At 63.5% G+C, this 25,486-nt stretch carries 15 protein-coding genes and 3 pseudogenes; 7 read left to right on the forward strand and 11 right to left on the reverse strand.

The features are described 5' to 3' along the window. Positions 1–120 precede the first annotated feature (120 nt). On the forward strand, positions 121–4,986 hold the full coding sequence (locus AC0ZZU_RS11780; protein ID WP_476340831.1) for an NEL-type E3 ubiquitin ligase domain-containing protein: 4,866 nt from the start codon (positions 121–123) through the stop codon (positions 4,984–4,986). 6 nt (positions 4,987–4,992) lie between these two features. On the opposite strand, the gene AC0ZZU_RS11785 is transcribed toward AC0ZZU_RS11780, so the two are convergent. Continuing rightward, entirely contained in the window at positions 4,993–7,479 is a 2,487-nt protein-coding gene (locus AC0ZZU_RS11785; protein WP_476340833.1) for a UvrD-helicase domain-containing protein, read from the reverse strand. 205 nt (positions 7,480–7,684) lie between these two features. Here AC0ZZU_RS11785 and AC0ZZU_RS11790 point away from each other — a divergent pair, with 205 nt between their 5' ends. Beyond that, positions 7,685–8,383, forward strand: a complete 699-nt coding sequence (locus tag AC0ZZU_RS11790) for a pirin family protein (RefSeq protein ID WP_476340834.1) — start codon at positions 7,685–7,687, stop codon at positions 8,381–8,383. 48 nt (positions 8,384–8,431) lie between these two features. On the opposite strand, the gene pgm is transcribed toward AC0ZZU_RS11790, so the two are convergent. The 4 genes from pgm to AC0ZZU_RS11810 all read right to left on the reverse strand — a co-directional run bounded on the left by pgm (position 8,432) and on the right by AC0ZZU_RS11810 (position 15,430). Further along, a complete protein-coding gene (gene pgm / locus AC0ZZU_RS11795) occupies positions 8,432–10,069 on the reverse strand; it encodes a phosphoglucomutase (alpha-D-glucose-1,6-bisphosphate-dependent) (protein WP_476340835.1) in 1,638 nt (545 codons plus the stop codon). Positions 10,070–10,195: 126 nt separating this feature from the next. Continuing rightward, positions 10,196–12,457: an ATP-dependent DNA helicase gene (locus tag AC0ZZU_RS11800; RefSeq protein WP_476340836.1), complete on the reverse strand. Its 2,262-nt coding sequence runs from the start codon at positions 12,455–12,457 to the stop codon at positions 10,196–10,198. Next, positions 12,454–14,106 carry a VRR-NUC domain-containing protein gene (locus AC0ZZU_RS11805; RefSeq protein WP_476340838.1) on the reverse strand — a complete coding sequence of 551 codons (1,653 nt, stop codon included), beginning with the start codon at positions 14,104–14,106 and terminating at the stop codon, positions 12,454–12,456. Before AC0ZZU_RS11805 ends, AC0ZZU_RS11800 begins: the two co-directional genes overlap by 4 nt. Before the next feature lie 451 nt (positions 14,107–14,557). Then, a complete protein-coding gene (locus AC0ZZU_RS11810) occupies positions 14,558–15,430 on the reverse strand; it encodes a phosphatase PAP2 family protein (protein ID WP_476340840.1) in 873 nt (290 codons plus the stop codon). Between the two features lie 69 nt (positions 15,431–15,499). On the opposite strand from AC0ZZU_RS11810, the gene AC0ZZU_RS11815 reads away from it, so the two are divergent. Further along, positions 15,500–15,625, forward strand: coding sequence for a hypothetical protein (locus AC0ZZU_RS11815; protein WP_476340842.1), 126 nt, complete (start codon positions 15,500–15,502; stop codon positions 15,623–15,625). Between the two features lie 73 nt (positions 15,626–15,698). Here AC0ZZU_RS11815 and AC0ZZU_RS11820 read toward each other — a convergent pair whose 3' ends face one another. Together AC0ZZU_RS11820 and AC0ZZU_RS11825 are read right to left on the reverse strand one after the other, a co-directional pair. Further along, a complete protein-coding gene (locus AC0ZZU_RS11820) occupies positions 15,699–17,087 on the reverse strand; it encodes a hypothetical protein (RefSeq protein ID WP_476340844.1) in 1,389 nt (462 codons plus the stop codon). Positions 17,088–17,280: 193 nt separating this feature from the next. Beyond that, complete coding sequence (locus AC0ZZU_RS11825; RefSeq protein ID WP_476340846.1) at positions 17,281–18,303, reverse strand: zinc-dependent alcohol dehydrogenase family protein; 1,023 nt, start codon at positions 18,301–18,303, stop codon at positions 17,281–17,283. Positions 18,304–18,507: 204 nt separating this feature from the next. Here AC0ZZU_RS11825 and AC0ZZU_RS11830 point away from each other — a divergent pair, with 204 nt between their 5' ends. Further along, the gene (locus AC0ZZU_RS11830; protein WP_476340848.1) at positions 18,508–19,422 is read left to right on the forward strand and encodes a LysR family transcriptional regulator; all 915 of its coding nucleotides are present in this window, start codon (positions 18,508–18,510) and stop codon (positions 19,420–19,422) included. Positions 19,423–19,761: 339 nt separating this feature from the next. On the opposite strand, the pseudogene AC0ZZU_RS11835 reads toward AC0ZZU_RS11830, so the two are convergent. Beyond that, positions 19,762–19,944, reverse strand: a pseudogene (locus AC0ZZU_RS11835) (hypothetical protein); the annotation flags it as partial. A gap of 323 nt (positions 19,945–20,267) precedes the next feature. Here AC0ZZU_RS11835 and AC0ZZU_RS11840 point away from each other — a divergent pair. Beyond that, entirely contained in the window at positions 20,268–20,816 is a 549-nt protein-coding gene (locus tag AC0ZZU_RS11840) for a cysteine hydrolase family protein (RefSeq protein ID WP_476340850.1), read from the forward strand. Between the two features lie 148 nt (positions 20,817–20,964). Here AC0ZZU_RS11840 and AC0ZZU_RS11845 read toward each other — a convergent pair whose 3' ends face one another. Next, the gene (locus AC0ZZU_RS11845) at positions 20,965–21,519 is read right to left on the reverse strand and encodes an ankyrin repeat domain-containing protein (protein WP_476340852.1); all 555 of its coding nucleotides are present in this window, start codon (positions 21,517–21,519) and stop codon (positions 20,965–20,967) included. A 509-nt stretch (positions 21,520–22,028) separates the two neighbouring features. On the opposite strand from AC0ZZU_RS11845, the pseudogene AC0ZZU_RS11850 reads away from it, so the two are divergent. Together AC0ZZU_RS11850 and AC0ZZU_RS11855 are read left to right on the forward strand one after the other, a co-directional pair. Continuing rightward, positions 22,029–22,976, forward strand: a pseudogene (locus tag AC0ZZU_RS11850) (OPT/YSL family transporter); the annotation flags it as partial. Positions 22,977–23,048: 72 nt separating this feature from the next. Beyond that, positions 23,049–23,756: a glutathione S-transferase N-terminal domain-containing protein gene (locus AC0ZZU_RS11855; protein WP_476340854.1), complete on the forward strand. Its 708-nt coding sequence runs from the start codon at positions 23,049–23,051 to the stop codon at positions 23,754–23,756. A 124-nt stretch (positions 23,757–23,880) separates the two neighbouring features. Here AC0ZZU_RS11855 and AC0ZZU_RS11860 read toward each other — a convergent pair. Both AC0ZZU_RS11860 and AC0ZZU_RS11865 read right to left on the reverse strand, forming a co-directional pair. Continuing rightward, positions 23,881–24,027 (reverse strand): annotated as a pseudogene (locus tag AC0ZZU_RS11860) (IS256 family transposase); the annotation flags it as partial. 173 nt (positions 24,028–24,200) lie between these two features. Further along, a complete protein-coding gene (locus AC0ZZU_RS11865; protein WP_476340856.1) occupies positions 24,201–25,445 on the reverse strand; it encodes an OprD family porin in 1,245 nt (414 codons plus the stop codon). Positions 25,446–25,486 lie beyond the last annotated feature (41 nt).

Here is a 25,486-nt window from a genome sequence, read left to right on the forward strand (position 1 = left end):
CCCCTTAATCGGGGGCGGAGCTGCAAGCGATACGTGAACGCGTGGTGACCGATAACTACCACCAGCACGCCAATGCCTGGGTATCTGATTGCGGCTCCTGAAACGCTGGAGACGCCAGTCATGCCAACCACTACCCCCGACCACCTGTACGCCACGCACATCACCCAGGCCTTGCCCCGCTGGAGCACGCAGTTGAGCAGTACCCATGCCAGCCGCCTGCTGCAGAGCCTGCGCAAGGAATACCTCGACGTAGAGGGCCGTCCCTTTGCCTGGTACGCCACGGCGGCTGCCACCAGCCAGCAGCAACTGGGCGAGGCCATCAAACAGCGCGACCGTAGCCGTGAGGCGCTGGCCAAGGCGCTGGTCCACCTGCGGGGCATCAATGACTTTTGCACGCCTTTGCTGGAGCAGGCGCTGGGCATCAAGGCTTCGGTGCTCACGGCGCAATACCGCTTTCAACCCTGGAAAGAGCACGTCTACATCGACCCTGTGGGTGGCGAACTGCCGCTGGGCGGCGTTCGTGAGCAACCCGAGCCAAGCATCGAAGCGGTTGGCGCTGCGCAGTCACGCAGCCTCCTGGCAGCTGCGCTGCACAACTTCGAACGCGAGGACGAGCCTGGCCCGCTGAGCCGGTTGCAGCAAGGGCCAAACGACGCTTCCCCGTTGTCAGGCCTGACCTTGGGTCAATTCGTGCGCCGATGCCGGACGCTGGACCTCGGCCAGCAGTACCAAGCGCACCTCGCCAAGGTCCTGGAGGGCGCAGCTTGGCAACCGCTGATGGCCCAGGCCAGCCGCGATGAACTGGCGGTGTGCGCGCTGGTTGCCAACCTGCAGGGCCTGCTGACCGATGCCGGCTACCAGGCGCTGCTGCAATTCTGCCAGCCCAACACGGACTGCTATTACCGCCAGCGTCCCGTCGCTTGCAGACAAATCACACTGTTCGGTACGCCAATCCATGAAGTGCTGTTGATCGGTCCGGTCGATGGCGACCAGGTCAATCCTTGCATTGTCTATATCCCTGGGGATCCGCTGCACCCGGTGCGCGAGTATGCCTCGCTGCAAGCCTGGAGCCGCGAGTTCAAGAGCCGGCTGGTGAGTACACCCTTCCGACGCCTGCTGATCGGCTACGCCCCGCGCCGGTTGCAACCGGCACTGGCGAGCCGACTGCAGCAGGCGCTGTTCGAAACCGTGAATGAACCCGCAGAGGGGTTGGCGCCTCGTGCGAAGGTTCACCTGGACGTTCAGGAGCGTACCCTTCCCGCCGGGGCCTGGCATCACCTGGCCAATGCCCACGCGCTCAAGCTGCGCGGGGACGCCAGGACCATCGCGGTGCCCACCGCCGATGCCAACGCCCGGGCACGCCGCGAGCAACTCGAACACTGGCTGGAGCTCGGACTGGACGTCGTGAACGTGGCCGCCATGTTCGTTCCCCTGCTCAATCCGCTGATGCTGGCCATTGGCGCGGCCCAGGTGATGGGCGATGTCTTTCATGGCATCCAGGCCTGGGAAGACGGCGATAGCGCCCAGGCGCTTGCGCACGTCGAGTCGCTGCTGGTCAACGCTATCACCGTGGGGACGCTGGCAGGCGGCGCGGCGGTGATAAAGGCGTCGGGGTTCGTCGAGCAACTGCGCAGCGTCTTCGTCGACGACGCCGAGCGGCTCTGGCATCCCGACCTGACCCCTTACCGCAGCAGTGTCACGCTTGCCGCACAGTCCGAGCCCAACTCGATGGGCCAGTACAGTAGCGGCGGCAAGACCTGTATTCGCCTGGATGGCGAGCTGTTCGAGCAGTATCACGAGGGCGATGGGCAATGGCGGATCCGGCACCCCAATGACGCCACTGCCTACAGCCCACGCCTGAGGCATAACGGCAAGGGTGCCTGGCGCCTGGACGTCGAGCAGCCGTTGGAATGGGAGCCCGCGCGGTTGCTGCACCGCATGGGCCCGATGACCCAGGGGCTCGATGACCACCAGCTTGAACTTGCCCTGCGCGCCTGCGGCACCGACCAAGGCGTGCTCCAGCGCATGCACGTCGCCGACCAGCCGCCACCGGCCTTGCTTGAAGACGCCCTGAAGCGGATCAAGGGGGACCAGGAGGTCAGCGAGATCATCACCCGGACCCGCTCCAACCTGCCCCTGGCGGCCTACAAGAGTTTTGCCAGCACAGCGCTGGTGGAGCTGCCCGGCTGGCCAGACGACCATCTGCTGCAAGTCTTCGAGGGTACGGAGCCGTGGGGGAGTTCCGTGACCTATGGGCGCCCGCGACAGTTGGGCGACACGGTCGTGCAGGTCACCCGCACCGAGCTCGACAATGGCGAGCTCGCCCCGACGGTGCTGGCCCAGCTCGATGAGCAAGTTGCGGTGGCGCTGGTGGGAGAGAAAGTGCCGGCGCAGGACCGCGCGCAAGCCCTGCAGGATCGGCTGGCCGATCACCTGGAGCACAAGCGCCAGTCGCTGTTCAGCAGCTTGTACCAGGGACATCGCGAGCTGTCGGGCACCGCCGCCGCGACCTTGGGACGGCAGTTCCCTTCCTTGCCACCTGAAGCGCTGGAGGAAATCGTCCGCCATGCAAGCAGCGCCGAGCGCCAGCGCATGACCGCTCAAGGGCGGGTGCCGTTACGGATTGCCGAAGAGGCGCGGCACTTGCAGGCGCGCGTGCGCCTGGACCGCGCGATCCTAGGCCTGGCCCGGCAGGGCCTGGCCAATGACGACAGCCGCCGCCTGCTCGCCGGCTTGCAGCTCGAGCATCCGGATCTGCCCGCGACAACGTTGTTCGACACCGCGGCCGCCGACCGCGCCAACGCTGGCAAGCTCATCGGTCAACAGCAGGCTGCCACCGGCTGGCGCTCACCCTTGCGGCTGGGCGATGGCCGCCTGGGCTATCCCTTGAGCGGCCGCTCCGCAGGACCGGTCGACCGCCGCATGCGGGCGCTGTTCCCCGAGCTGGACAGCGCGCAGATCAGACAGCTGCGCGACGGCCTGGGCAGCAATCCAGCAGCCGCCCTGCGCAAGCTGGAGCAGGAGTATTACATCCTTGATCGCGGCCTGGCCCAGTGGACGCACTCATCGGCAGATTTCCTGGAGCGCGAGCACCGAGCCGAATGCTCGGAACGCCTGAAAAACGCCTGGCGCAAGGAAGGCGGTGTCATGCGCGGGATGCTCACCCTCGACAACATGCAATTGTCCGAACTGCCCCCGCTCACGGCCCGCCTGGAGCACATCAAGGTGCTGAAGATAGAGAATCTCGGCATGCAGCGCATGGCCGTCGATTTCCTTGGGTGCTTCCCCAACCTTGAGCAGCTGTATATCAGCGGCAATCCGGCAATCGACAGCGAGACGCTGTTCCAAGGCCTGAAAGCGGCGCCCGATGTGCAGGAATTGCATCTGACCGGCAACGAGTTGACCGGCATTTCCGTCACGGCCAGGGAAGCCCTGCTGGGCATGCGGCGCCTGCGCCTGCTCAACCTGCGTCGCAACCTGCTGGTACTGGGCGAAACGGATCTCCGGTTCCTGGCCCAGCTCAAGCTCGACGCCCTGAGCCTGGCCAACAACCGCATCACCCTGGATGAAGCGATGGCCCGCTGTTTCCAGGACCTGGTCCATACCCAGGTCCTGCACCTTGAACTCAATCCTCTGCGCGTTGCTCCGGACCTGAGTTTCATGGCGAGGCTCGACTATCTGAACCTGAGCCACTGCGAGCTCACCGCCTGGCCACCCGGCCTGAGCACGCTGATGAACCAGCCACGCTATCAGCTGCGTCACATTGACCTGTCCTCCAACGAGATCCATCGGGTACCAGCGCTCGACACCGTGCTGCAGATGCCCTTTGCCCGCGACCTGGCTGCCGGTGTGAACGGCAGGCGCTGGCTGTTCAACTACAACGAGCTGGAGGCCGCCGGCAGGGCTCGGCTGCGAGGCATCGGCGTGGCTGTCTTCGAGGACCGGCCCGCCGTCGAGGACTGGCAAGCCTTCTGGGCCGTCGACAGCACGCCAGAACAGACCGAGTTGTGGTCCGCGCTGTTCGACGACGGCGAGCATGCGTGGTTGCTCGAGGTCCTTGAGCGCCTGGCGGAGTCCGCTGAGGCGCAGCGCCAGCCCTCGGTGCTGCGCGAAAGGGTATGGGCGCTGCTGGCCAAGGCGGGGGCTGACACAGCCCTGCGTGAGCGCCTCGACGCCCTCGCGCAGACCTTCCCGGCGACCTGCGGCGACGCCGGTACGGATGCGTTCAGTGCCTTGGAGGTCGAAGTGCTGAGCCACGAGGCAGGAGCAGGCGCTCACGTCGGCCCCGCGCAATTGCAGCTGTACCGCAAGCTGTACCGGCGCGAGCAGGTCAACCGGCTTGCCGAGCGTATCGCCTACAAGCGGGGGATGCGCAAGGCTGCGTTGATCGATTACCTGGACGACCTGCCAGCGCTGGACGAGCTCGACGTGCCGGAAGAGCTGCCCGACATCAATCTGCGCCAGACACTGGTAGACGATATCGAGATCCGCCTCGCGTTGCGCCAGGGATTGGCGAAGACGCTGGACTACCCTGAGCCAAGCCACGGCATGCTCTACCGGGACAGTGCTCAGGTTTCCACGCGGGTGCAACACAATGTTGCCGAAGCGGTCCGGGAGCTCGACGCCGACGCCGGCGCGCGACACGAATGGATCGCCGGGCAACCGGCCTGGCAGGCCGCCCTGAAGCGTCGCTATGGCGGGCAGTTCGAGGTGCTCACCCACTATTGGCGAGCAGGCCTTGATTACCTGGAGTACTGCCTGGACCCGGACAGCATGGCCGTGACGCAGCTGGCCCCCTCGGTCAGCACAACCCTCGCCGAGGCCCTGGGCAGGCCGTTGGTGGATGCCCAGGGCAACCTGCAGCGGGTCGAGATCAACTCCGAGCAGTACAACGCGGCGATCAACGCTCTGCTCAGCGAGCAAAGGACCGTCGAGGAAGGCTTGCTGCTGAGCCTGACGCGCGGTCTTGAGACCGGCCCGAACTGATCCGCCCTACTGGCCGCGCAGGTCCTCGAAGAAGGCCTGCCGGCCATCTACCTGACTGGACGCGCGGGGCAGTTTCGCTGCCTCGCCGCTCGGCGTTTCCACATACCAGTAGCAGTGCCGCACCGCCCGGGTGACCGCCACGTACGCCAGGCGCAGGATCTCCTCCTGCTGCGCTGTGTCGAATGCCTGGGCATCCCCGCTGCGGCCAAGGCCCGCCAGGCGATAGACCTGGTTCTTGTAGGGCGAACGGGTCATGTGCTGGCAATCACCGAGCAGGAACACGGCATCGGCCTGGAGGCCCTTGGCACTGTGGTAGGTCAGCTGGCGAAGACGGCGCTGATCCGCGGGCAATCTCGAATCCACTTCAACTATCGAGCGTATACTCTCTGCTATCAAAGACTTATCGCTGCTTTTTCGAAACAGTATCATGACTGTCTCGCCTTGCTGATAGTGCTCCTCGACGGTCTGGGCAAGGCTCGCATCATCGCGCTCCATGACCCGCACCGGGCTCACCGGCAGCAGCGCTGCGGGGCCACTTGCCTTGGCCTTCTTGCCATTGATGGCCGGTGCCGGTTTCACCAGATGCTCGGCCGCATCAATGATGTGTTGATGGCTGCGGTAGTTTTCCACCAGCATCACGCGTGTGTTGGCCGGCGAGGGAAACTCCTTGGCGAACTCCATGAAGTACTTGGGCGAACTGCCGCGCCAGCCATAGATGGACTGCCAGTCATCGCCGACGCACAGCAAGGACGAGTGCTGCGCCGCACGCCCGACATGCAGCGCGGGACCACGGCGGCGAATCTCGCGCAGGCAGGCGCGCAGCCAGCTGACGATCTGCGGCGAGACGTCCTGGAACTCGTCGATCATCAGGTGTGCCAGCGGCCGCAAGAGTGGATCAGGCAGCAACCGGAGGTTTTCCGGGTTGTTTTCCCCGAACAGCGCGAACATGCGGTTGTAGCTCATGATCGGCGGCGACTGTGCGAGCAGATGCGCCTCGAGGGCCTTGGAGTACAGGCTCAAGGCTTCAAAGAACAGTGCATCGGTGTCACCGGGCGGGAAACTCATGCCGCTGACGGCCGTCGATACCTCCAGTCCGAGGTTTTCGATAAAACCCGCGGCGCCGACAAACGCGTCGAGCAACGGTGCCGGAGCCAGCTCGCCCTTGACCTTGTACTCGAAGCCCGGGCCCGCCACCGCGTCGCCCGCCAGGGAAGACGCCAGGCGCCTGGCCGCTGAATAGTTTTCCAGCCAGATCACAGGCTTATCGCAGAAAGCTTGAAACAGGGTGCGCTTGATCACCCACTCTGCCCACACCGGCAACTTGGCTCCGGAGCGTTTGTACTGCTGGCTCTCCCCAGGATCAAAGCCCAGCACGACCCAGGCATCCAGCTCGGCGACGTGGCCATGGACATGGAAGCGGCTGCCGTTGATCTCGACCGTGTGACGATTGGGCTCGATGCCCTTGATGGGCCAGGCCCCTGCCGAGAACCAGAGGTCTTCTATCAGGTCGCACAGCTCTTCGTCGCGCTGGGACGACAGCTGGGTCACCGCCACCCGCTTCTGCACATCAGGATGGTCGCGGTCCAGCGACTTGAGCTGCAGGGCCTCGCGGCGCAGCCCGGCGATGAGCTCGGCAAAGCGCGGGCTGTCGTGAAGCAGGTCGCGGTAGCACAGGTTGAGCTGCTGGCGCTGCGCATCGTTGAGGCGCAGGTCGAATGGATTGCTTTCGGCATTGGCTTCGCTGCCGTTGGGCAATTCGCTGCCCAGGGTCTCGAAGGCACGCACCTGGCCAAAACCCGGCAGGCTGCGCACCAGCGGCAGGATGCGCGAGTGGAAGGTGCGGACCAGTTCGCGCGCCTGCACCGGGTTCAGGTTCAGTTCCCACAAGCCAAACACCTGCACAAGACGCTTGATGAAGTCCTTGCGCGACTCGCGGGTGAACGTGACCACCGTCATGGCGTCCAGCTCGAAGCCAAGGTAATGGCGCAGTAGCAGGATGCGCAGGACCAGGGAGGTGGACTTGCCCGCACCGGCGCCCGCCACCACGCAGGTCGATGGTGTGTCGCTGAAGATCAGTTTCCACTGCGCTGCGCTGGGCTGCACCTCGGCTGGCAGGCGCTGGGCCACGTCCGCCTTGAAGCGTTTCTTCAGCTCTGCGGTCAGGGGCAGGCGCCAGTCATCGAACAGCTTGTCGTCTTCACCGGGAACACCGTGGCCGTCCGGGCGGCTGTCTCGAATCACCAGCACCTGGCGTCCGGCCTCGTAGCCGTCGACCCGCCCTTGGTCATAGCCTTCGCGCAAGCCATCGGCATGGCCATTGCGCTGACCCGTGGCGTGGCCCAGGAACCAGGAATCCCGGTGCTGTGCCTGCAGCCCACTTAGGCCACGGCCCAGCAGCCGTGCGGCGAGGCGGCGCAGCCAGGGTAATTGTGCCGGCGGCGTCAGCTCGACCGGTGACTGAGGGTGGTCGTGAGACACGGCGACTCCACGCATAGAAAAATTCAGCGGTCATGTTCGCTTTATCAGCAATAAACCGCCAGCGAATGCTTGAAAAATCAGTTGATTAGACGCTGGAACGGAGAAAGAACCGCGCTTACAAGTATCGATTATATAGATCTAATTGAGTCGATAATTACGCTTAATTTCGATACGTTTATAGCGCATCATGGCGTCATTCCACTCATCAAGGAGCACCGCCATGCTGCAACTTCGACCTTTCGACAGCCTCGGTCACGCCAACCATGGCTGGCTCGATGCCCACCATCACTTCTCGTTTGCCGAGTACCACGATCCAGCACGCACCCACTGGGGCAACCTGCGGGTCTGGAATGATGACCTGATCGCCGCCGGCAGTGGCTTCCCGCCCCATCCACACCGCGACATGGAAATCATCACCTATATCCGCGAAGGCGCGATCACCCACCAGGACAACCTGGGCAACAAGGGCCGCACCGAAGCGGGTGACGTGCAGGTGATGAGTGCTGGCACCGGCATCACTCACAGCGAATTCAACGTGGAAGCAGTCGACACCCTTCTCTTCCAGATCTGGATCATTCCGGATCGCACGGGGGAAGCACCCTCGTGGGGCACCCGGCCCTTCCCCAAGGGGGATCGTGGCGAGGGTTTCGTGACCCTGGCCAGTGGCCGCGCCGGGGATGAGGACAGCCTGCGGATCCGCGCTGATGCACGCCTGGCCGCTGTGACCTTGCGTGCCGGTGAGACGGCAGAGTACCGGTTCGAAGCCGGGCGCCGTGGTTATCTGGTACCGGCCAAGGGGGCGATCGAGGTCAATGGCCTGCGTGCCGAAGCCCGGGATGGGGTAGCGGTCGAGCGGGAGGAGATATTGACCGTAGTGGCGCTGGAGGACAGTGAGGTGGTGTTGGTGGACGTGGCCTGATACTGGCCTGTGCAAACAAGGGGGAGGCTCGCGCCTCCCCCGTCAACATCACGCGATTGCCGCGTCTACCAGTACCTGGGCCTCGCTGACCAGGCGCTGCAGATGCGCCTCGTCAATGAAGCTTTCGGCGTAGATCTTGTAGATGTCTTCGGTGCCCGACGGCCGGGCAGCGAACCAGCCGTTGGCGGTCATCACCTTGAGACCGCCAATCGCCTGTTCGTTACCCGGTGCATGGCTGAGGATCTGCTCGATCGGCTCGCCAGCAAGCGTGGTGGACTTGACCTGCTCGGGCGCCAGCTTGCTCAGCAGGGCTTTCTGCCGCGGGTCGGCCTTGGCCTCGACACGGGTAGCGTATGGCTTGCCCAGCTCCTCGGTCAGCGCAGCATAGGCCTGGCTCGGGTTGCGGCCGGTACGGGCAGTCATCTCGGCGGCAAGCAGCGCGGGAATCAGGCCGTCCTTGTCGGTGGTCCAGACGCTGCCGTCCTTGCGCAGGAACGAGGCGCCAGCGCTCTCTTCTCCACCAAAGCCGAGCGAGCCTTCGAACAGCCCCTGGGCGAAGTACTTGAAGCCCACCGGCACCTCATGCAGCCGGCGGCCCAGGCGCGCAGTGACGCGGTCGATCATGCCGCTGCTGACCACGGTCTTGCCGACTGCGGCATCGCTGCGCCATTGCGGACGGTTCTGGAACAGGTAGTCGATGGCTACAGCCAGGTAGTTGTTCGGTGCCAGCAGGCCATCGGCGGTGACGATGCCGTGGCGGTCGTGGTCCGGGTCGCAGGCGAAGGCCACGTCGAAACGCTCGCGCAGGCCGATCAGGCCTTGCATGGCATGCGGCGAGGACGGGTCCATGCGGATCTGACCATCCCAGTCCACAGTCATGAAGCGGAAGGTTGGGTCCACCTCGGAATTGACCACTTCAAGGTCCAGCTGATAACGCTCGGCGATTGCCGACCAGTAGCGCACGCCAGCACCGCCCAAAGGGTCGACGCCCAGGCGCAGCTTGGCCTCGCGGATCACGTCGAAATCGATGACGTTTTCCAGATCGGCGACATAGTTGCCGACGTAGTCATGCCGGTGAGTGGTAGGCGCCTGCAAGGCTTGGGCATGGTCCATGCGCTCGACACCCTCGAGGCCTGCAGCCAGCAGTTCGTTGGCCTTGTTCTCGATCCACTTGGTCACATCGCTGTCGGCGGGGCCGCCGTTAGGCGGGTTGTACTTGAAGCCACCGCTCTGGGGCGGGTTGTGCGATGGCGTAATGACCACGCCATCGGCCAGGCCTTGGGTGCGGCCACGGTTGTAGCAGAGGATGGCGTGGGACACGGCCGGGGTCGGGGTGTACTCATCGTCCTGCGACAGCATCACCTGCACGCCATTGGCCGCCAGGACTTCCAGCGCACTGGCCGCGGCGGGTGCGGACAGGGCATGGGTGTCGGCGCCGACGAACAGCGGGCCATCGATGCCCTGGGCCTTGCGGTACAGGCAGATCGCCTGAGTGATGGCCAGCACATGATCCTGGTTGAAGCTCAGTTCAAGCGAAGTACCGCGATGCCCAGAGGTGCCAAATGCCACGCGCTGCGCCGCCACGGCAGCATCCGGCCGGCCCGTGTAGTACGCGGTCAGCAACCGGGGGATATCGACCAGCACACTGGCCGGTGCCGGCTTGCCTGCCAAAGGACTGAGCGTCATGCATAAACCTCGAGATTCAGGAAATGTGGGGGTTGGAGCTCGCAGTGTAATGGGAGTTTCAGAGGTGTGCGATCCGGGTGGGCTGTTTTATGCCCGCGAGGTGCACTGCCGGTCCGCAACGAACCGCTACTCGCCTTCCACCCGCCACCACCCCGGGAACATCTGCCGTACCCCAGGCTCGGCAAACCGCTCATCGATCAGCAGCAATGTGCCCCGGTCCTCATCCCCCCGGATCACCCGCCCCGCTGCCTGGATCACCTTGCGAATGCCGGGATAGAGATAGGTGTAGTCGAACCCCGCCCCAAACAATCGACCCATGCGCTGCTTGAGCTGCTCGTTGACCGGGTTCACCTGCGGCAGTCCGAGCGTCGCCACGAACGCGCCGATCAGCCGAGTGCCCGGCAGGTCCACCCCTTCGGCGAATGCCCCGCCGAGCACCGCGAAACCCACCCCCTGCCCGTCTGGCACGAAGCGGGCAAGAAACGCCGCGCGCGCGGCCTCGTCCATGCCCCGCGCCTGGCTCCAGCGGGGAATTGCCGGGTGGCGCTCGGCAAGCAGCGCGGCAACCTGGTCCATGTATTCGAAGCTGCTGAAAAACGCCAGGTAGTTGCCGGGCACCTCCTGGTACTGCGCGGCAATCAGCTCGACGATCGGCGCCAGCGAGGCCTGGCGCTGGTGATAACGGGTGGAGACCTGGCTGATCACCCTCACCTTCAGCTGCTCGGCACGAAACGGCGCGGCGACCTCCAGCCAGGCCGTGTCGGCGGGCATGCCCAGCAGGTCGGCGTAGAAACGCCGGGGGCTCAAGGTCGCGGAAAACAGCGTGACGCTGCGCGCGGCCGCCATGCGCGGGCCCAGCAACCGCGCGGGCACCACATTGCGCAGGCAGAGGCTGGCCAGGCGCCGCTGGCGCGGGCCGTTTCGCGGGCTGATGTCGAAGACGAAATCCTCGTCGAACAGTTCGCTGACACGGGTAAACTGCAGGGCCTGGAAATAGAACTGCAGGACCTGCGGCTCGACCTCGTTGGGCGCGTCGTTGAGCCGTTCCTGGATCAGGCCGATGCACTGCTGCAGCGCCTTGATGAAGGCATCCGGCAGTTGCTCGCTGGCCCGGTACGGGGCGATCTGATCCTTGTACAGGGCATTCCACTGCCGGTTGAGACGGTCCAGGGCAGTGCCCAGGCCTGCGGGCTTGCTCTGGCGCAGGGTCAGCAACTGGCCCTGGTCCAGGGTGGCGCTGTACATCTGCCGGCCCCGCTCCACCAGGTTGTGCGCCTCATCGGCCAGCACCGCCACCTTCCACTGATTGGCCTGGGTCAGACCGAACAGCAAGGCGTAGGCGTCGAAATAGTAGTTGTAGTCGGCCACCAGCACGTCCACCCAACGCGCCATCTCCTGCCCCAGGTAGTAAGGGCAGACCTGGTGCGCCAAAGCCACCTCGCGCAAGGTGCCCTGGTCGAGCATGGGCTGGCGGATGGCCGCCTCGCGCGCAGCAGGCAGGCGATCGTAGAAGCCCTTGGCCAAGGGGCAGGCTTCGCCATGGCAGGCAGTGCCGGGGTATTCGCAGGCCTTGTCGCGGGCCACCAGCTCCAGGCTGCGCAGGGCGAGATCCGGGCTGCTGTCCATGACCTGGCGCAGGGCATTCAGCGCCAGGGCACGCCCTGGGGTCTTGGCGGTCAGGAAAAACAGCTTGTCCAGCTGTTGCGGCGCCATGGCCTTGAGCAGCGGGAACAAGGTCCCCAGCGTCTTGCCAATGCCGGTGCTGGCCTGGGCCATCAGGCAGCGGCCGGTGCTCACTGCCTTGTACAGGGTCTCGGCCAGTTGCCGCTGGCCCTGCCGGAAATCCTTGTAGGGGAAGCCCAGCGCCTTTAGCCCCTGGTCGCGCTCGGCGAGCCGGCGCTCCTGGGCCTGGGCCCAGGCGAGAAAGACCTGGCACTGCTGCTCGAAAAACTGCTGCAGGGAGGCAGCGGTATGGTGCTCAGTGATCAGGGTCTGGCGGTCACTGTCGATATCCAGGTAGACCAGCGCAACTTCGATCCCGTCCAGCTGCCGCTGCTGGCAGAGCAGCCAGGCGTAGACCCGCGCCTGGGCCCAGTGCAGCGCCCGGTGGTTGCCGGGCTGCCGGGCCAGGTCGCCGCGGTGGGTCTTGATCTCCTCAAGGCGGTTGCGCGCCGGGTCATAACCGTCGGCGCGGCCGCGCACCCGCAGGCTCTGGTAATGTCCTTCGAGGGCGACTTCCGACTCGTACCCGGCGTCACGCCGCGCCACCACCCGCCGGTGGCCGCTGATGCCTTCCTGTGCGGTGGGCGACGGCGTGAAGCGCAGGTCGAGGTCTCCGGCCTTGGCGGTAAACTCGCACAGCGCGCGCACGGCCACGGTGTAGCTCATGCGGCCTGCCCGGACCAGCGCACGTGCCAGACCTCCACCGGCAATCCATGGGCATGGCAGAAGTCGAGCCAGCGCAGCTGGTTGTCCTGCAGGCGGTCGCCCGGCCCCTTGACCTCGACCATGCGGTAGCGCCCTTCCTGCGGCCAGAACTGGATCAGGTCGGGCATGCCGGTGCGGTTGTTCTTCACGTCCTGCAGCAGGCGCCGGAAACATTGCTTCAGGTGGGCGGGTGGCAGGCAGGTCAGTGCCTGGTCAAGCAAGGTCTCGTTGAGCATGCCCCAGAACACGAAGGGCGACTGCAAGCCCTGCTTGGCCGAAAAGCACTGCCGGATGCGCTGCTGGTAGCGGTCGTCATCGAGCAGGCCAAGGCACGCCTCGAACAGTTCGCCGCGCCGGGACTGGAAGTCAGCGTCGTGCAGGTCTTGCGGCGCAGCCTGGAACGGGTTGAAGAATGCCCCCGGCACTGGCGCGAAGACCGCCTCCCAGCACAGCAGCCCGAACAGGCTGTTGAACAGGGTGTTTTCAACGTAGTGCGCCTGCCCCCCCTCCTGCGCAAGGTGCAGGCGCACGGCCTCCTCTACCCCCAGCAAGGACTGCTCGACCGGCAGCTCCAGCTCGACCAGCCGCACCGTCGAGGCCCGCTTGCGCGGCTGCGGCGGGCCGCCAAGCTTGCGCCGCAGACGCGGCAGCATGCGCTCGAGCGCCTGTACCTCAAGGGGGTTGGCCGGCGCCGCCGCCAGCTCGCTGGCCAGCGCCAGTGCCGGCGCCCATTGCTCGCTGCGCTCGAACACGCGCACCTGGCGAATGCGTGCCTGGGGATGACGGCAGTCGGCGTACACCGCCAAGGCAAGATTCCACTCACCCAACCGCTCGCATTGCTGGCCAAGCTGGAACAGCAGCCGCGAACGGCGCCGGACGAGCCAAGGGTTGTCGCTGTGCAGACCCTCGAGCGCCGCCAGTACACGAGCCGGCGGCTCACCCTGTTCGAGGCGTTCGGCGCAGTCGTGCAAGGCCATGGCCAGCTCCACCTCGGCGCGCTGGCGAAGCGCCCGTGAGTCGGCGCTGAAGGCCACTTGCTCGTACCGCAGCAGGCCCAGGTCGGCGAGGACGAACTCGGACCAGTCCTGGTAGAGATTGCCGAAAAACAACAGCCGCAGGCGGTCGCACAGCGCTTGCAGGCGCCACTCGACGATCACATCGGAACAGTCCGGGAACCACTCGGCAAACGGCCTGGCAGGCAGGGCCAGCGCTTGCAGCTGGGTCAGCAGCAGCGACTTGGCCGCGCGTGGATGGGCCAACTGGGCGACGAAGCATTCGGCGACTTCCTCCTTGCGCAGCAAGGCGAACAGCTGCTCGAGACTCAGCTGGGCATCGGTGCTGACCCACTGGTGATGCAGCAGCGGTTCCAGGGCCTGGCGGGTGCAGCCGATCTCGGCGTAATCGAGCTTGCTGGCGCGAAACAGCTGGCCCTTGCGCATGACCATGCGCACCAGCAAGCCGCGGGAGGCTTGGGGCAACAGGCCGAACGCACGGATAAACGCCTGTTCCTCAGCCTCGAGCAGGTCGGCATAACGCAGTTCTACCCACTCCAGTACCTGCTGGAAGTTGTGCAGGTAGTAGAACGGGTCTTCGACGGAGTGGGCGATCACGGTGAGGGTCGGGGGCAGCGAACGGATACTGGTTATACATACAGATCCACCTCGCTTGCAAGCGAGCCGGATCACGGTGTCGGTCATCAGAAAAGAAAAATTGTCCCGCAGAAATCGAAATGGACTTGCTGGGGCGGGACCGTGGCGGCTTTGGTGTATGACGTGTAGCGGTAAACGGAGCGGATTTCTTCCGATGAGCGGCGCGTGAGATCCGAGTGGTAATGTGTAAATCCTGTCTTATGCCAGGTTGTCCACGCGTTTGCCGTGCGATGGCAGTGTCGGGCCGATAGAGCAGCCAGCCATCGCACGACACCTCTATCAGCCGGTCGATAAAGAAGCTCCAGGCATTGTGAGAAAGAAAGTGCGCGATACACCCTTCAGTGGTGATCTGCCGGCCTCAGTGCGATAGCGGTTGGTTTCGTTGATGCTGCTCAACGTCGTGGGTAACGCTCTATTCGCTGGTGGTATCCAGACTTCTTTCTGCACGCAGTGGTGATGGCGAGGTGCCGACTCCCCATCGGCGTTGCTTCGCATCGCAGATCCGGACAGGCGATTGCAAGGCCAGCCGGCCATAGAACACCAGTGCAGTCGTCCATGTTGTCAACCAGACGAAAATGCCTGCCCAAAAGGTGTGCGACATATAGTGCCAACCCTGCAGTACGCGGGTTGTACCGTAGATGAAGCCCAGAGAGAGAATTGCCACCAGCAGTGCGCGTGCATGGCGCCAGCCGTAGCGCACGGCAACGAAATACAGTGCCAGCAGGGTAAAGCCACTGGAGGCGTGCCCGCCCGGCCAGCAACGTCCCGAGCCAGCTTTGCCAAGCCACCTGAAGTTGTGGAACCATTCCATGCGCAGCTCAGTACCGCCGTAGAGAGTAGTTTCCACAGGGCAGTAAACGCTGGTGTGGCTTTTGAGATAGTGAATGACGGTGGTGCATAAAGCGAAGGCTATCACCACGAATAGTAAGTCACGACGATGATGGGTGGTAAAGCGAAGCAATGGTGCGATCTTCGTCGTCTCCAGCAAACGGGTGGCGGGAGCTTGAGGATGTTCCGCAAACCGAGGCCATACGAAGGACAATAGCGATCCAATCACCGCTGCTTCACCGGTCCAGTTGGGCAGTATCCGAGGCCATTTATGGGTAACTTTCTCAAACCACGGGTCATGAAGTAGCGGGAACTGGCCGCTGACTGGATCGAGCAACAGGTTGCTGATCCAGATGTCCAGATTCGTCAGATCGAAAAAAACGAAGATACCCACCGCCAGCAGCACGGGTAGACCTAGATTGCTCAGGTAAAAAGCTGTACGTGAAGGGGACTGCATGGTTACTTCCTTGCGATGCTTACAAGCGTGCGCAAAGCGCCGGCATTTACCTGACCCGGAGTCCGCGCCTTGTCATTGCTGCCCGTGGAAAAAACAGGGCGCTGGCGTAGCCGCTGGAACGGCTACGAATGGGCGGGGACTCTAGAAGTTGGGCTGTTGGAGGTGCGTGAAGTGAATGTGAAAAAAACCGAGTGAAGCGACGACCGTCATGCTGGGGCCGAGGGGTGGAGTGCGCCCCGGTGCACTCCGCAAGCTGGGGATGCTGACGTCACCCAGCAAGGGCTCGGCGCAGGTCGATGTCCCGCGCCCCAAGCTGCGCCAGCAACGAATCGCCAGCGACCGAAGAGGGGTGATGTCGATACAACCGCTGCAGTTGCACCATGCTCAGGCCGCTGTTCGAGACCAGCCACTGCTCCACCGCTTGCGGGCAGTCCCGGCCCTGCAATGCCCTGTGCAGGTAGGGCAGCGCAACGCGCATGGCCGGGTGGCAGCGGCGCAGGTAATACTCCAGGCGCTGTCCGCGACCGATGAACGGCGCGTACAGCAGGCAGGCCAACTGCGGGTCTCGCAGCTCGAATGCCTGCTCGAAATAGACGCTGGCCTCTGCCCGCACGGACTCCCAGCCAGGGATGTCCACGCTTGCCTCATCGCCACGCCTGCGCCAGATATAGCCATTGAAACCTTCTTCATAGCCGCGACGGGAAAAATACTCACCCCGCAACCCGTGCAAGTGAGCCACCAGCACAGGATCGCTGATCGCCTCCAGGGCAGGCACGCCATCAGTCCAGCCTTCGCGATGGCCAAGCATGCCATCGAGACGTTGCGGTGCGGCCAGGTCATGCAGCAGTCCATCGACGGCGATGATTTCCAGCGGCACGGCCGCAGATGCGCAGTTGCGGAACGCCGCCGGGCTCTGCACGGCACCTTGCAGCTGTCGCTGCAGGTCATGGTGCAGGTGACTCAGGCCTGCGGCCAGGGTTCGGGCGCAGGCCTGCAACGGCCACCCCGTCGGCTGTCCTGCATGGCGCAGGCTACGTCGCGCCCAGGCGAGGTAGCGTTGCCGCTGGCCCGCCGGCAACGCACAGACCAGCGCACTTGCCTCGCCGTCAACGCCCAGTACCTGGGTATAGGCGTCGGCCAGTGCCAGCTGATGACGGCTGCCGAGCAGGCAGTGCGGCCGTGCAGCAGCCAGGTGGCCGAACAGCAGAAACGCCTCGCGCTCCTGCGTCAGGCGCGGCTGCGGCCTCCGGCTGTCGAACGGCATGACCTGCCCGTCCTCGATCATCAGCAATTGCACGCGGGGGTCGTCGTGGAGAAACAGCGCACCGAAGCTGCGCTCGCAATTACCCAGCGCGTGGCTGCCCACTCCCGTCATCCGGACAACCGCGACCCGCAGAGTGAAAGTGCACCGCGAACGCGTGGCGATACTCAGCTGGGCCGCGCGCAGGCAGGCCAGGGCATGAGCGCTGCGCCGGTCACCGGCATCGAGCAGCAGCAGCGTGAAATCACCGATCCGCTGCAGGCCACCGGCCGCCACCACCAGGCGCTGGATCAGCAACTGCAATGACGCCCGCTGCGCCTGCGACATGTGGCCGAGCAGGCGCGCCAGCACCTGCTGGTAGATAGAGTGCATGGCCTGATCATGGCGTTTGCTCATAGGGTCACCTCACTGGCAATGAATAGGGTCGCCAGGGCGCTCACCGCTGACTGGAGAGTACCTATGCTGGATCGATTATCCCTATGTAGCCCGTAGGACCGTTCTGAGCTGCGCGTAGGAAATATCTATAAAAAAGCCCGAGACGGGGCTCGGGCTTATTGCCGGGAGTAAAAGGTCACGTCATGCCCGGCAATCAGCCGCCGCTGAGGTCCAGCACCACTCGCCCGCCACAGGGGCATTCATCCATGTAGCGATGGGCTTCGACGACCTGCTCGAACGGGTAGACCCGGACGATCTGAGGCGTCAGCAAATGATCGGCAGTGAACTGGTTGATGTCACGCAATGCGCGCTGCAGCGCCACGTGGTCCTGGCTGATACCCAGCTCCGGCTTGCCCGTGAAGTTGCTCACGCAATGCAGGAAGAACTGGATATTCTTCTGAAACGCCGCGCAGGCGGGGAACGGCGTCTGGTTGCCACCCTGCAGGCCATACAGCACCAGGCTGCCGCGCGGCGCCAGGACATCGCCAAGCAGCGACATCTGCGGACCGCCCATGCCATCGAGGACCATGTCCACGCCACGGCCATCGGTGTACTTGCCGACCTGCATGACCAGGTCCTGCTCTTCGGTGACGATCACCTTGTCGGCGCCCAGGCTGAGCAGGCAGTCGCGCTGCTCCGGATCCTTGGTGGCGGCGAACACCTTGAGCCCCAGCGCCTTGCCCAACTGCACGAAGGCGGGACCTGCGCAGTGGCTGGCATCGGTCACCAGGGCCGTCTGCCCCGCCTTGGCACGGGCCAGGTCGACATAGGCGAAATAGGCGATCAGCAGCGGCGTGTAGTGCACGCTGGCCTCGATCGGGGTGAGGTGCTCGGGGTAGCGGGTCAGGGCCGTGCGTGGTAGCACGATCACCTCGCCGTAGACCGGGTGGTCGTTGGCGCTGGTGGCCGGGAAGCTGGCGACCCGGTCACCGACCGCCAGGTCGTCGACGCCGTCGCCGACCGCCGTGACGACACCCGCCATCTCGTGGCCGATACCGGCGGGCAGGCGGGCCTTGGACGGCGCCAGGTTCTGCCGCCAGAGCACGTCGTACCAGCTCACGCCGATCGCCTCGACGCGGATCTGTACCTCGCCCGCAGCGGGTGACGGCTCGGCCTGCTCTTCGCACTTGAGCACATCGGCCGCGCCGAACTTGTGGAAACGGATCATGCGGGACATCGCAAACCTCGCCTAGTGAATCTTCAATACCACGGACTTTATCCGGGCTTTGAGCGTTAGACCATCAGCGGCTATTAATAGTCGACATGCCTGGCATCGATTGAGCCCCTGCGGTTTTATCCGGGCCGGGTGCTCACAAAGCGGTGCAGGTTAACAGCCTTTGGCCTTAAGATTCACCCCTGCCCCATCCTTGCGAAGCTCCTGATGAACCGTAACGACCTGCGCCGCGTCGACCTCAACCTGCTGATCGTCTTCGAGACACTCATGCATGAGCGTAGCGTGACCCGTGCCGCCGAGAAGCTGTTTCTCGGCCAGCCCGCCATCAGTGCGGCCCTTTCGCGCCTGCGCGGCCTGTTCGACGATCCCCTGTTCGTGCGCACCGGGCGCAGCATGGAGCCTTCGGCGCGGGCCCACGAGATCTTCGCCCTGCTCTCCCCCGCGCTGGACTCGATCTCCACCGCCGTCAGCCGCGCCGCCGAGTTCGACCCCGGGACCAGCAACGCCGTGTTTCGCATCGGCTTGTCCGACGACGCCGAGTTCGCCCTGCTGCCGCGCCTGCTCAAGCGCATTCGCGCCGAAGCGCCCGGCATCGTGCTGGTGGTGCGCCGGGTCAACTACCTGCTCATGCCGACCCTGCTGGCCTCGGGCGAGATCTCGGTCGGCGTGAGCTACACCAGCGAACTGCCAGCCAACGCCAAGCGCAAGTTGCTGCGCCGCAGCAAGCCCAAGCTGCTGCGCGCCGACAGCGTACCCGGCAGCATCACCCTCGACGACTTCTGCGCCCGGCCCCATGCGCTGGTGTCGTTCGCCGGTGACCTGAGCGGGTTTATCGACGAGACCCTGGGCGAGATCGGCCGCAAGCGTCATGTGGTGCTGGCGGTGCCGCAGTTCAACGGGCTGGGCAGCCTGCTCGCGGGGACCGACATCGTCGCCACCGTGCCTGACTACACCGCCGAGGTGCTCACGGCGGCGGGCGGGTTGAGGGCTGAGGACCTGCCGATGGAGGTGCGCAGTTTCGAGCTGCACATGGCGTGGCGGGGGGCGCAGGACAATGATCCGGCGGAGCGGTGGTTGCGGTCGCGGATTCAGATGTTCTTCGGGGATCCGGATAGCTTCTAAGGGACGGTGTCTGCAGCCTGCCAAGATCAACACATCGTGCTAGGCCTGTACCTGGAGGTCAGCAGGCCTTGGGCAAGCTATGGCGGCTCAAATACCGGCTCACGGCAAGGAAAGCCGGTATCCTGATATCGGCCTCAAGGGCGCGCAAACGCTGGCACAACAGGTCCGTACCAGCGCTGCGTTAGGTATCGCTTCACTGAGCCAGGAAGGCCAAGGCGGAAAAACTGCGAGCCGAGCAGGTGCTGACGTTCCAGGCGGTTGCTGAACGGTGGTTCGACACTGTGAAGGCGCCTAGGCTGTTTAGCATTTCGGTTCCGCTTGGGGAAACAGAGTGTTTCGGTGATGACCAAGCTCGGCATTTAGGGCTCGCTTGATCAGCACCTTCTTGAACACCGCAGAGGCCTCTTCGATGACCTCTGCGGTCCTCAGCGTGTTGGGAAACTGCTAAAGCAGCTCCTTCGGGATTTTCGATAGCTCTTGTAGCGGTGGGGATGGCCCTCCACTGGCAACCTCAAGCCACAAGCCCACCCTCAGCAGCAACCACAAGACAATCCACGCTCCAGTAGCCACTGCACTTCGGAGACCAGCCCCAGCCCGCCCCTCTTCTAACCAGTCCACCGAGCCAAGCCCATCCTCACATCCTCTACCAACGCCCGCCCCCGACAGCAAATGCGCAGCCCAGACCAACGTCTCATCCTTCTCAGCGGCAGCAGGCTTGATCGCCGGTGAAAGCATCACGGGCGTAGGTGCATCGTTCTGGAAAATGCTGCGCACGCTGTAGCTATACTCCTCCTTCGCGCGTACGCGCCGTCCTCGGTACATGAACGCTGATGGAGAGAAAGGCCATGAAGCTAGAAGGTGTGATCGTTGTCGACCTGCAGAACGAATACCTGCCAACCGGCAAGCTACCGTTGTCGGGCATCGAGGCGGCGACTTCGAACGCCGCCCGAGTCGTTGAGAATGCCCGCAGCAAAGGCATCCCCGTATTTCATGTTCGTCATGAGTTTGCCAATGGCGAGGCGCCGGTTTTCGTGCCGGGCTCCGATGGCGTGGATATTCAAGCGGCCGTGGCGCCCAGGGATGGCGAGCCAGTCATCACCAAGAACCACATCAATTCCTTCCGTGACACTGATCTCAAGCAGCAGCTGGATGATCGTGGCATCGAGCAGGTCGTTGTCGTCGGCGCCATGAGCCACATGTGCGTCGATGCCGTCGTGCGCGCCGCCGCAGACATGGGCTATCCGACAACGGTGATACACGATGCCTGTGCAACGTTGGATCTTGAATTCAATGGGGTGACAGTGCCGGCGGCCCAGGTTCACGCAGCCATGATGGCAGCTTTCGCGTTTGGCTATGGCACGGTCAAGTCGGTAGACGAGTATCTGGCCGGTTGATACGGGTTGGCGAGTGTAAGATAAACGGCTGCACGGACGCTCCAGTTATTCAACAGGGAAATTAACAAGCCGGACGCTAACGCTTCATGAAATACGGTCAGCGTATGTTCGGTACGCTGCGTTGATATGGAAACACGGTTGCCAATGATTACTTCGGCGTACCGTTGAGCGCCCCCTGTTGCAAGCTTTGCACACTATTGCCCAACGCGTCGGTAGCCTTGATATCGACGCCACGGGCCATCAGAGTGTCGAGCAGGTCGTTGCGCTGAAACATGGCTGCATACATGGCCGCTGTCTGGCCCGAGGCATTTCGCTGATCAGGGTTGCATTCGGCATCGAGAAGGCGCCGGGCAATACGTAGTTCACCCTTGAAGACCGCGCCCATCAACGCTGTGTTTCCCCGCTGGTCTTGCGCACAAGGGTCGGCCCCCGCCTCCAGCAGTAGTTCCACGGTTTCACGCTGGCCGTGATAGGCAGCCAGGATCAGGCCGGTATAGCCCTTGTCGTCTCGAACATTCAGATTGTATCCCGCCTGGATGAATTCCTTGAGCATCATCCCATCGCCACGACGTGCTGCGTCAAGGAAGTGATCACGCAACCGTTGCTCGACAGGACTTTCGTGCTCTCGAAGCGGGTGGAACTCCTTTGCCTGGGCCGATAGGCACAGCCAGCCGAACAAGGTTGCAACGAGCAATTTGTGCATGCGGTTCACTCTGGAAAGAATAGGCGCGAAAACCCAAGGCACAGGATCAAGTCAATTTTGCTTCGCGGTCATGGCTAAGGGCTCGCCCAGGCTGTGATGACAGGCGTCATGGTGCGCCTGAGCAGGATATGAAGCGTTGTCCAAACCTTAAAATTGATTTTGCTCATCGGATTCATTGAGAGTTCAATCATGCCGGTGGACGTGAAGTTGTCCTTGGCGGGTGTCCGTGCCCAGCAGTAACCTTTTGGGGGATCGTGCCTGTTTTGCAAAAAGTTTCTCCCAGAGAGGCAGGATCTGGCTTCCAGGGCCGCTAGCGTTACTGAACCTTCGTGGCTGTCAGGGCTCAGTTGTCCAGACCGCGCGTGCGACAACTACAAAAGATTGCCATGGGACATACTCCACCCACTCTCCTCCCGAAGGTTCGCGTCGAGCGTGAACTGAGCGTGCGGGCGGTGCTGACCGGCGCGATGCTGGGCATTTTGCTCACGCCATCGAATGTCTATGCAGGGCTGTTGTGGCCGGGCGTGAGCCTGATGGTCTGTGCGACCCTGACTTCACTGGCGGTTCGTCTGTTGCAAGTGTCACGGCGTTCACCCGCCGAGCGGCCTGTAAGCCGGGCGTCGCGCGCCAGCGTGCGGTTTTCCCCCGGGCCCGCAGCAGGGCTGCTGCTGTCCATCGCGCTGGTAGTGGCCCTGCAGGCCCTGCTGTTCGGGATCGACTGGTGGATGGCGCTGTTGAGCATTCCGTTGGCTATCTGCCTTGCCGTGGTCGCTGCGCGCGTGGTCGGCGCCACCGGCATTGCGCCGATCGGCGCCATCGGCAAGCTGTCGCAGCTTGGCTTCGGCCTGGTCGCCCCCGGCCAGGTGGCGCTCAACCTGATGAGCGCCAACACGGCGGGTGGCGCGGCCGGGCAATCCACCGACCTGATGAACGACTTCAAGGTGGGCCTGGCGATCGGCGCGACGCCGCACAAGCAGCTCATCGCCCAATGCATCGGTATCTTCATCGGCAGCGTGGTCGGTGTGCTGGTGTACCTGCTGCTGATCCCCGATCCGCAGACCATGCTGCTGACCGAGCAATGGCCCGCGCCGGCCGTTGCGACCTGGAAAGCGGTGGCGCAGACGTTGACGCAGGGGCTGGGGGCGCTGTCGCCGGAGATTCGCTGGGCGATAGTGGCCGGTAGCGGTGTTGGCGTGCTGCTCGGCGTGCTGGACAGCTTGCTGCCGCAACGGGCAGCCCGCTGGCTCCCGAGCACTGCCGCGCTAGGCCTGGCATTCATATTGCCGGCGTCGACGGCCATGATGATGAGCCTGGGCGCAATCCTGACCTGGCTGGTCAACTGCCGGTGGCCGAGCGTCACGGAGCGTTTTGCGATTACGGCGGCAGCAGGATTGATCGCGGGTGAAAGCATCACGGGCGTAGGGGCATCCTTCTGGGAAATGCTTCGCACGCTGTAGCTGCCCGTAGGTCTTGGTAAGCGTTCTGTGTAAAGGTAAGCGGATTACCGTTCGAATATCTGGGAGCCATGAATGATTACTCGACTACGACTATATGATCTTGCTGGCGCTGACGACAGTTGGCGGTTCAGCCCATATTGCTGGCGAGTGCGACTGGCGTTGGCGCACAAGGGATTGGCGGTCGAGACCATTGCGTGGCGTTTCACTGAAAAGGAGACGATAGCCTTTTCAGGCCAAGGGAAGGTTCCCGTTTTGATGGATGGTGAGCAGTGTGTAGTGGATAGCTGGGCTATCGCGCAGTACCTGGATCAGCACTATCCACGGCGACCTTCGCTGATGGGGGATGCCGGCGTTGTGGCTCTGACTCGATTCATTGATCGATGGGTCACTGAGGTGGTACAGCCAGCGCTGGCGCGTGTGATTCTGCCTGATGTATACGCGGTGCTGGCGGAGCAGGACAAATCGTACTTCAGGCGGACCCGGGAGGCTGCGCTTGGGCTCTCCTTGGAAGAGTTGCGCGCCCGGCGCGATTTATCCTTGAAAGAATTCCTGGATGCCATCAAGCCGCTGCGTAGCACGCTCGCGGCTCAAGAGTATCTGACAGGGTCCGCACCCGCCTACGCCGACCATATCGCCTTCGGCGCATTTCAGTGGGCCCGCGTCGTAAGTTCCAACCGCTTGCTGGAAGACGCCGATCCAGTCATGGCATGGTGCGATCGGATGCTGGATGCATACGATGGCTTGGCGAGAAAGGCTCCGCGCGCGCATGCCGGTTCATAGAACGGTCCTGTTGCATTGCACGATGGCTCCGGCAGCGAGGACCAGTCTTTAGCCGGTTAACTTGCGGCAACGCCGGCGGCAGGTCGGCACCTACTGTCTGAGTGTCGGCGAAGCCAGACACCCCCTCGATCAGTGCCTTCTTGAACGCCGCAGAGGCCTCTTCGATCGCCTCTGCGGTCATCAGGGTGTCAGGAAACTGCTCAAGCAGCTCCTTCGGGATTTTCGGCAGCTCTCGCACCGGTTGGCGCGCAGGTTTCTTTTTGTTTGGCATACATGCCCCTCTTACTCATGTTATGCCCGAACACAAAATTTCTGACACCCCCAGGCCTGGTCGAGGGGAGATTCAGCGTCTGTCTAACCGTGCTCCCAAAAAAAGGCCGGTAAAAACCTTACCGGCCATACCGCCAAGGCATGGCGGTTACTCCTCGTACATGACCTTGATAATCAGAACAGCGGCAGCGTGTAGCTCATGATCAGTCGGTTCTCATCGATATCGCGCTGGTAGTTGGAGCGCAGCGCCGCGTTGCGCCACAGCAGGTTGAGGTTCTTCAGAGAGCCCGACTGGATGGTGTAGCCAAGGTCCGTATCCCGCTCCCACTCACGCCCTTCGCCGTCAAAGGTGGCCGGGTTGGCATGTTCGCCTTGGTTGTAGCGGGTCGAGAGGGTCAGCCCGGGGATGCCGAGCGCGGCGAAATTGTAGGCGTAACGCAACTGCCACGTGCGCTCGCCGGCCTCCATGAAGTCGGCGGCCATCATGTAGTTGGTCAGGTAGGCGTCGGTGCCTGTCAGGTAGGGCATGGCGGTTGAGCCAGACAAGCCCTGATAGGCGATGCCGACGGTGTGACCAGCCTGGCTGTAGCTGAGCAATACGTTGAGCGTGCGGTTGTCGACTTGTCCGGCGAGGGCCTGGCCTTTGTCGTCGCTGATGAAGAAGCGCGCGTCCAGGGCCAGCTTGCCGGCGCCGAGTGCGGTGCTGCCGAGCAGGCCGAGGTAGTGTTGGCCATATGTCTCGTCCAGCTCGCCGTACTGGTAGCTGAGGGTCAGGTCAGGGGTGACCACGTAGTCCGCACCGGCCATGCGAAAGTCATCGGTTTCGGGGGTTCCCCGGAAACGCCCGTTCTTGTTGACCAGGCTCATGGCCTCGCCGTGCGAATAGTCGCGCCTGGTGGTGCGGTCGATCTGGGCGTAGGTGACGGTGAGGCTATCCAGCTCCTTGGAAGTCAGCACGCCGCCCTGGAAAGTCTGCGGCAGGATACGGCCTGTGCTTGAGGCGATGGTCGGGTACTTGAGCACCTGGGTGCCTATTTTCAGCTCGGTCTTCGATAGTCGCACCTTCGCGGTGATGCCGAACTTGCTATATTCATCCGGCGCACGGCCATCGTCGCCCACGGGCAGCAGCCCAGTGCCGCTACGGACGGGGGACGAGTCGAGCTTCAGCCCCAGCATGCCCAAGGCATCGATGCCGAAGCCGAGTGCGCCCGGGGTGTAGCCGGAGCGAAAATCGAGGATGAAACCCTGCGCCCATTCTTCGCGCTTGGAAATACCCGGGTCTTCGCGAAAGTCGCGGTTAAGGTAGAAGTTCTGGGCCTTGAAGGAGGCCTGGCTGTCTTCCAGGAAGCCATCGGCGTGGGCTGGGAGCGTAACGGTCAGCAAAAGGACGGCAGGCAGAATCTTGTTGTTTTTGTGCATGACAGGTCCGTGTGGCCGGGTTTTGCACCGGCCATTGTTGT

It is taken from the genome of Pseudomonas sp. JE3303, from assembly GCF_056312565.1.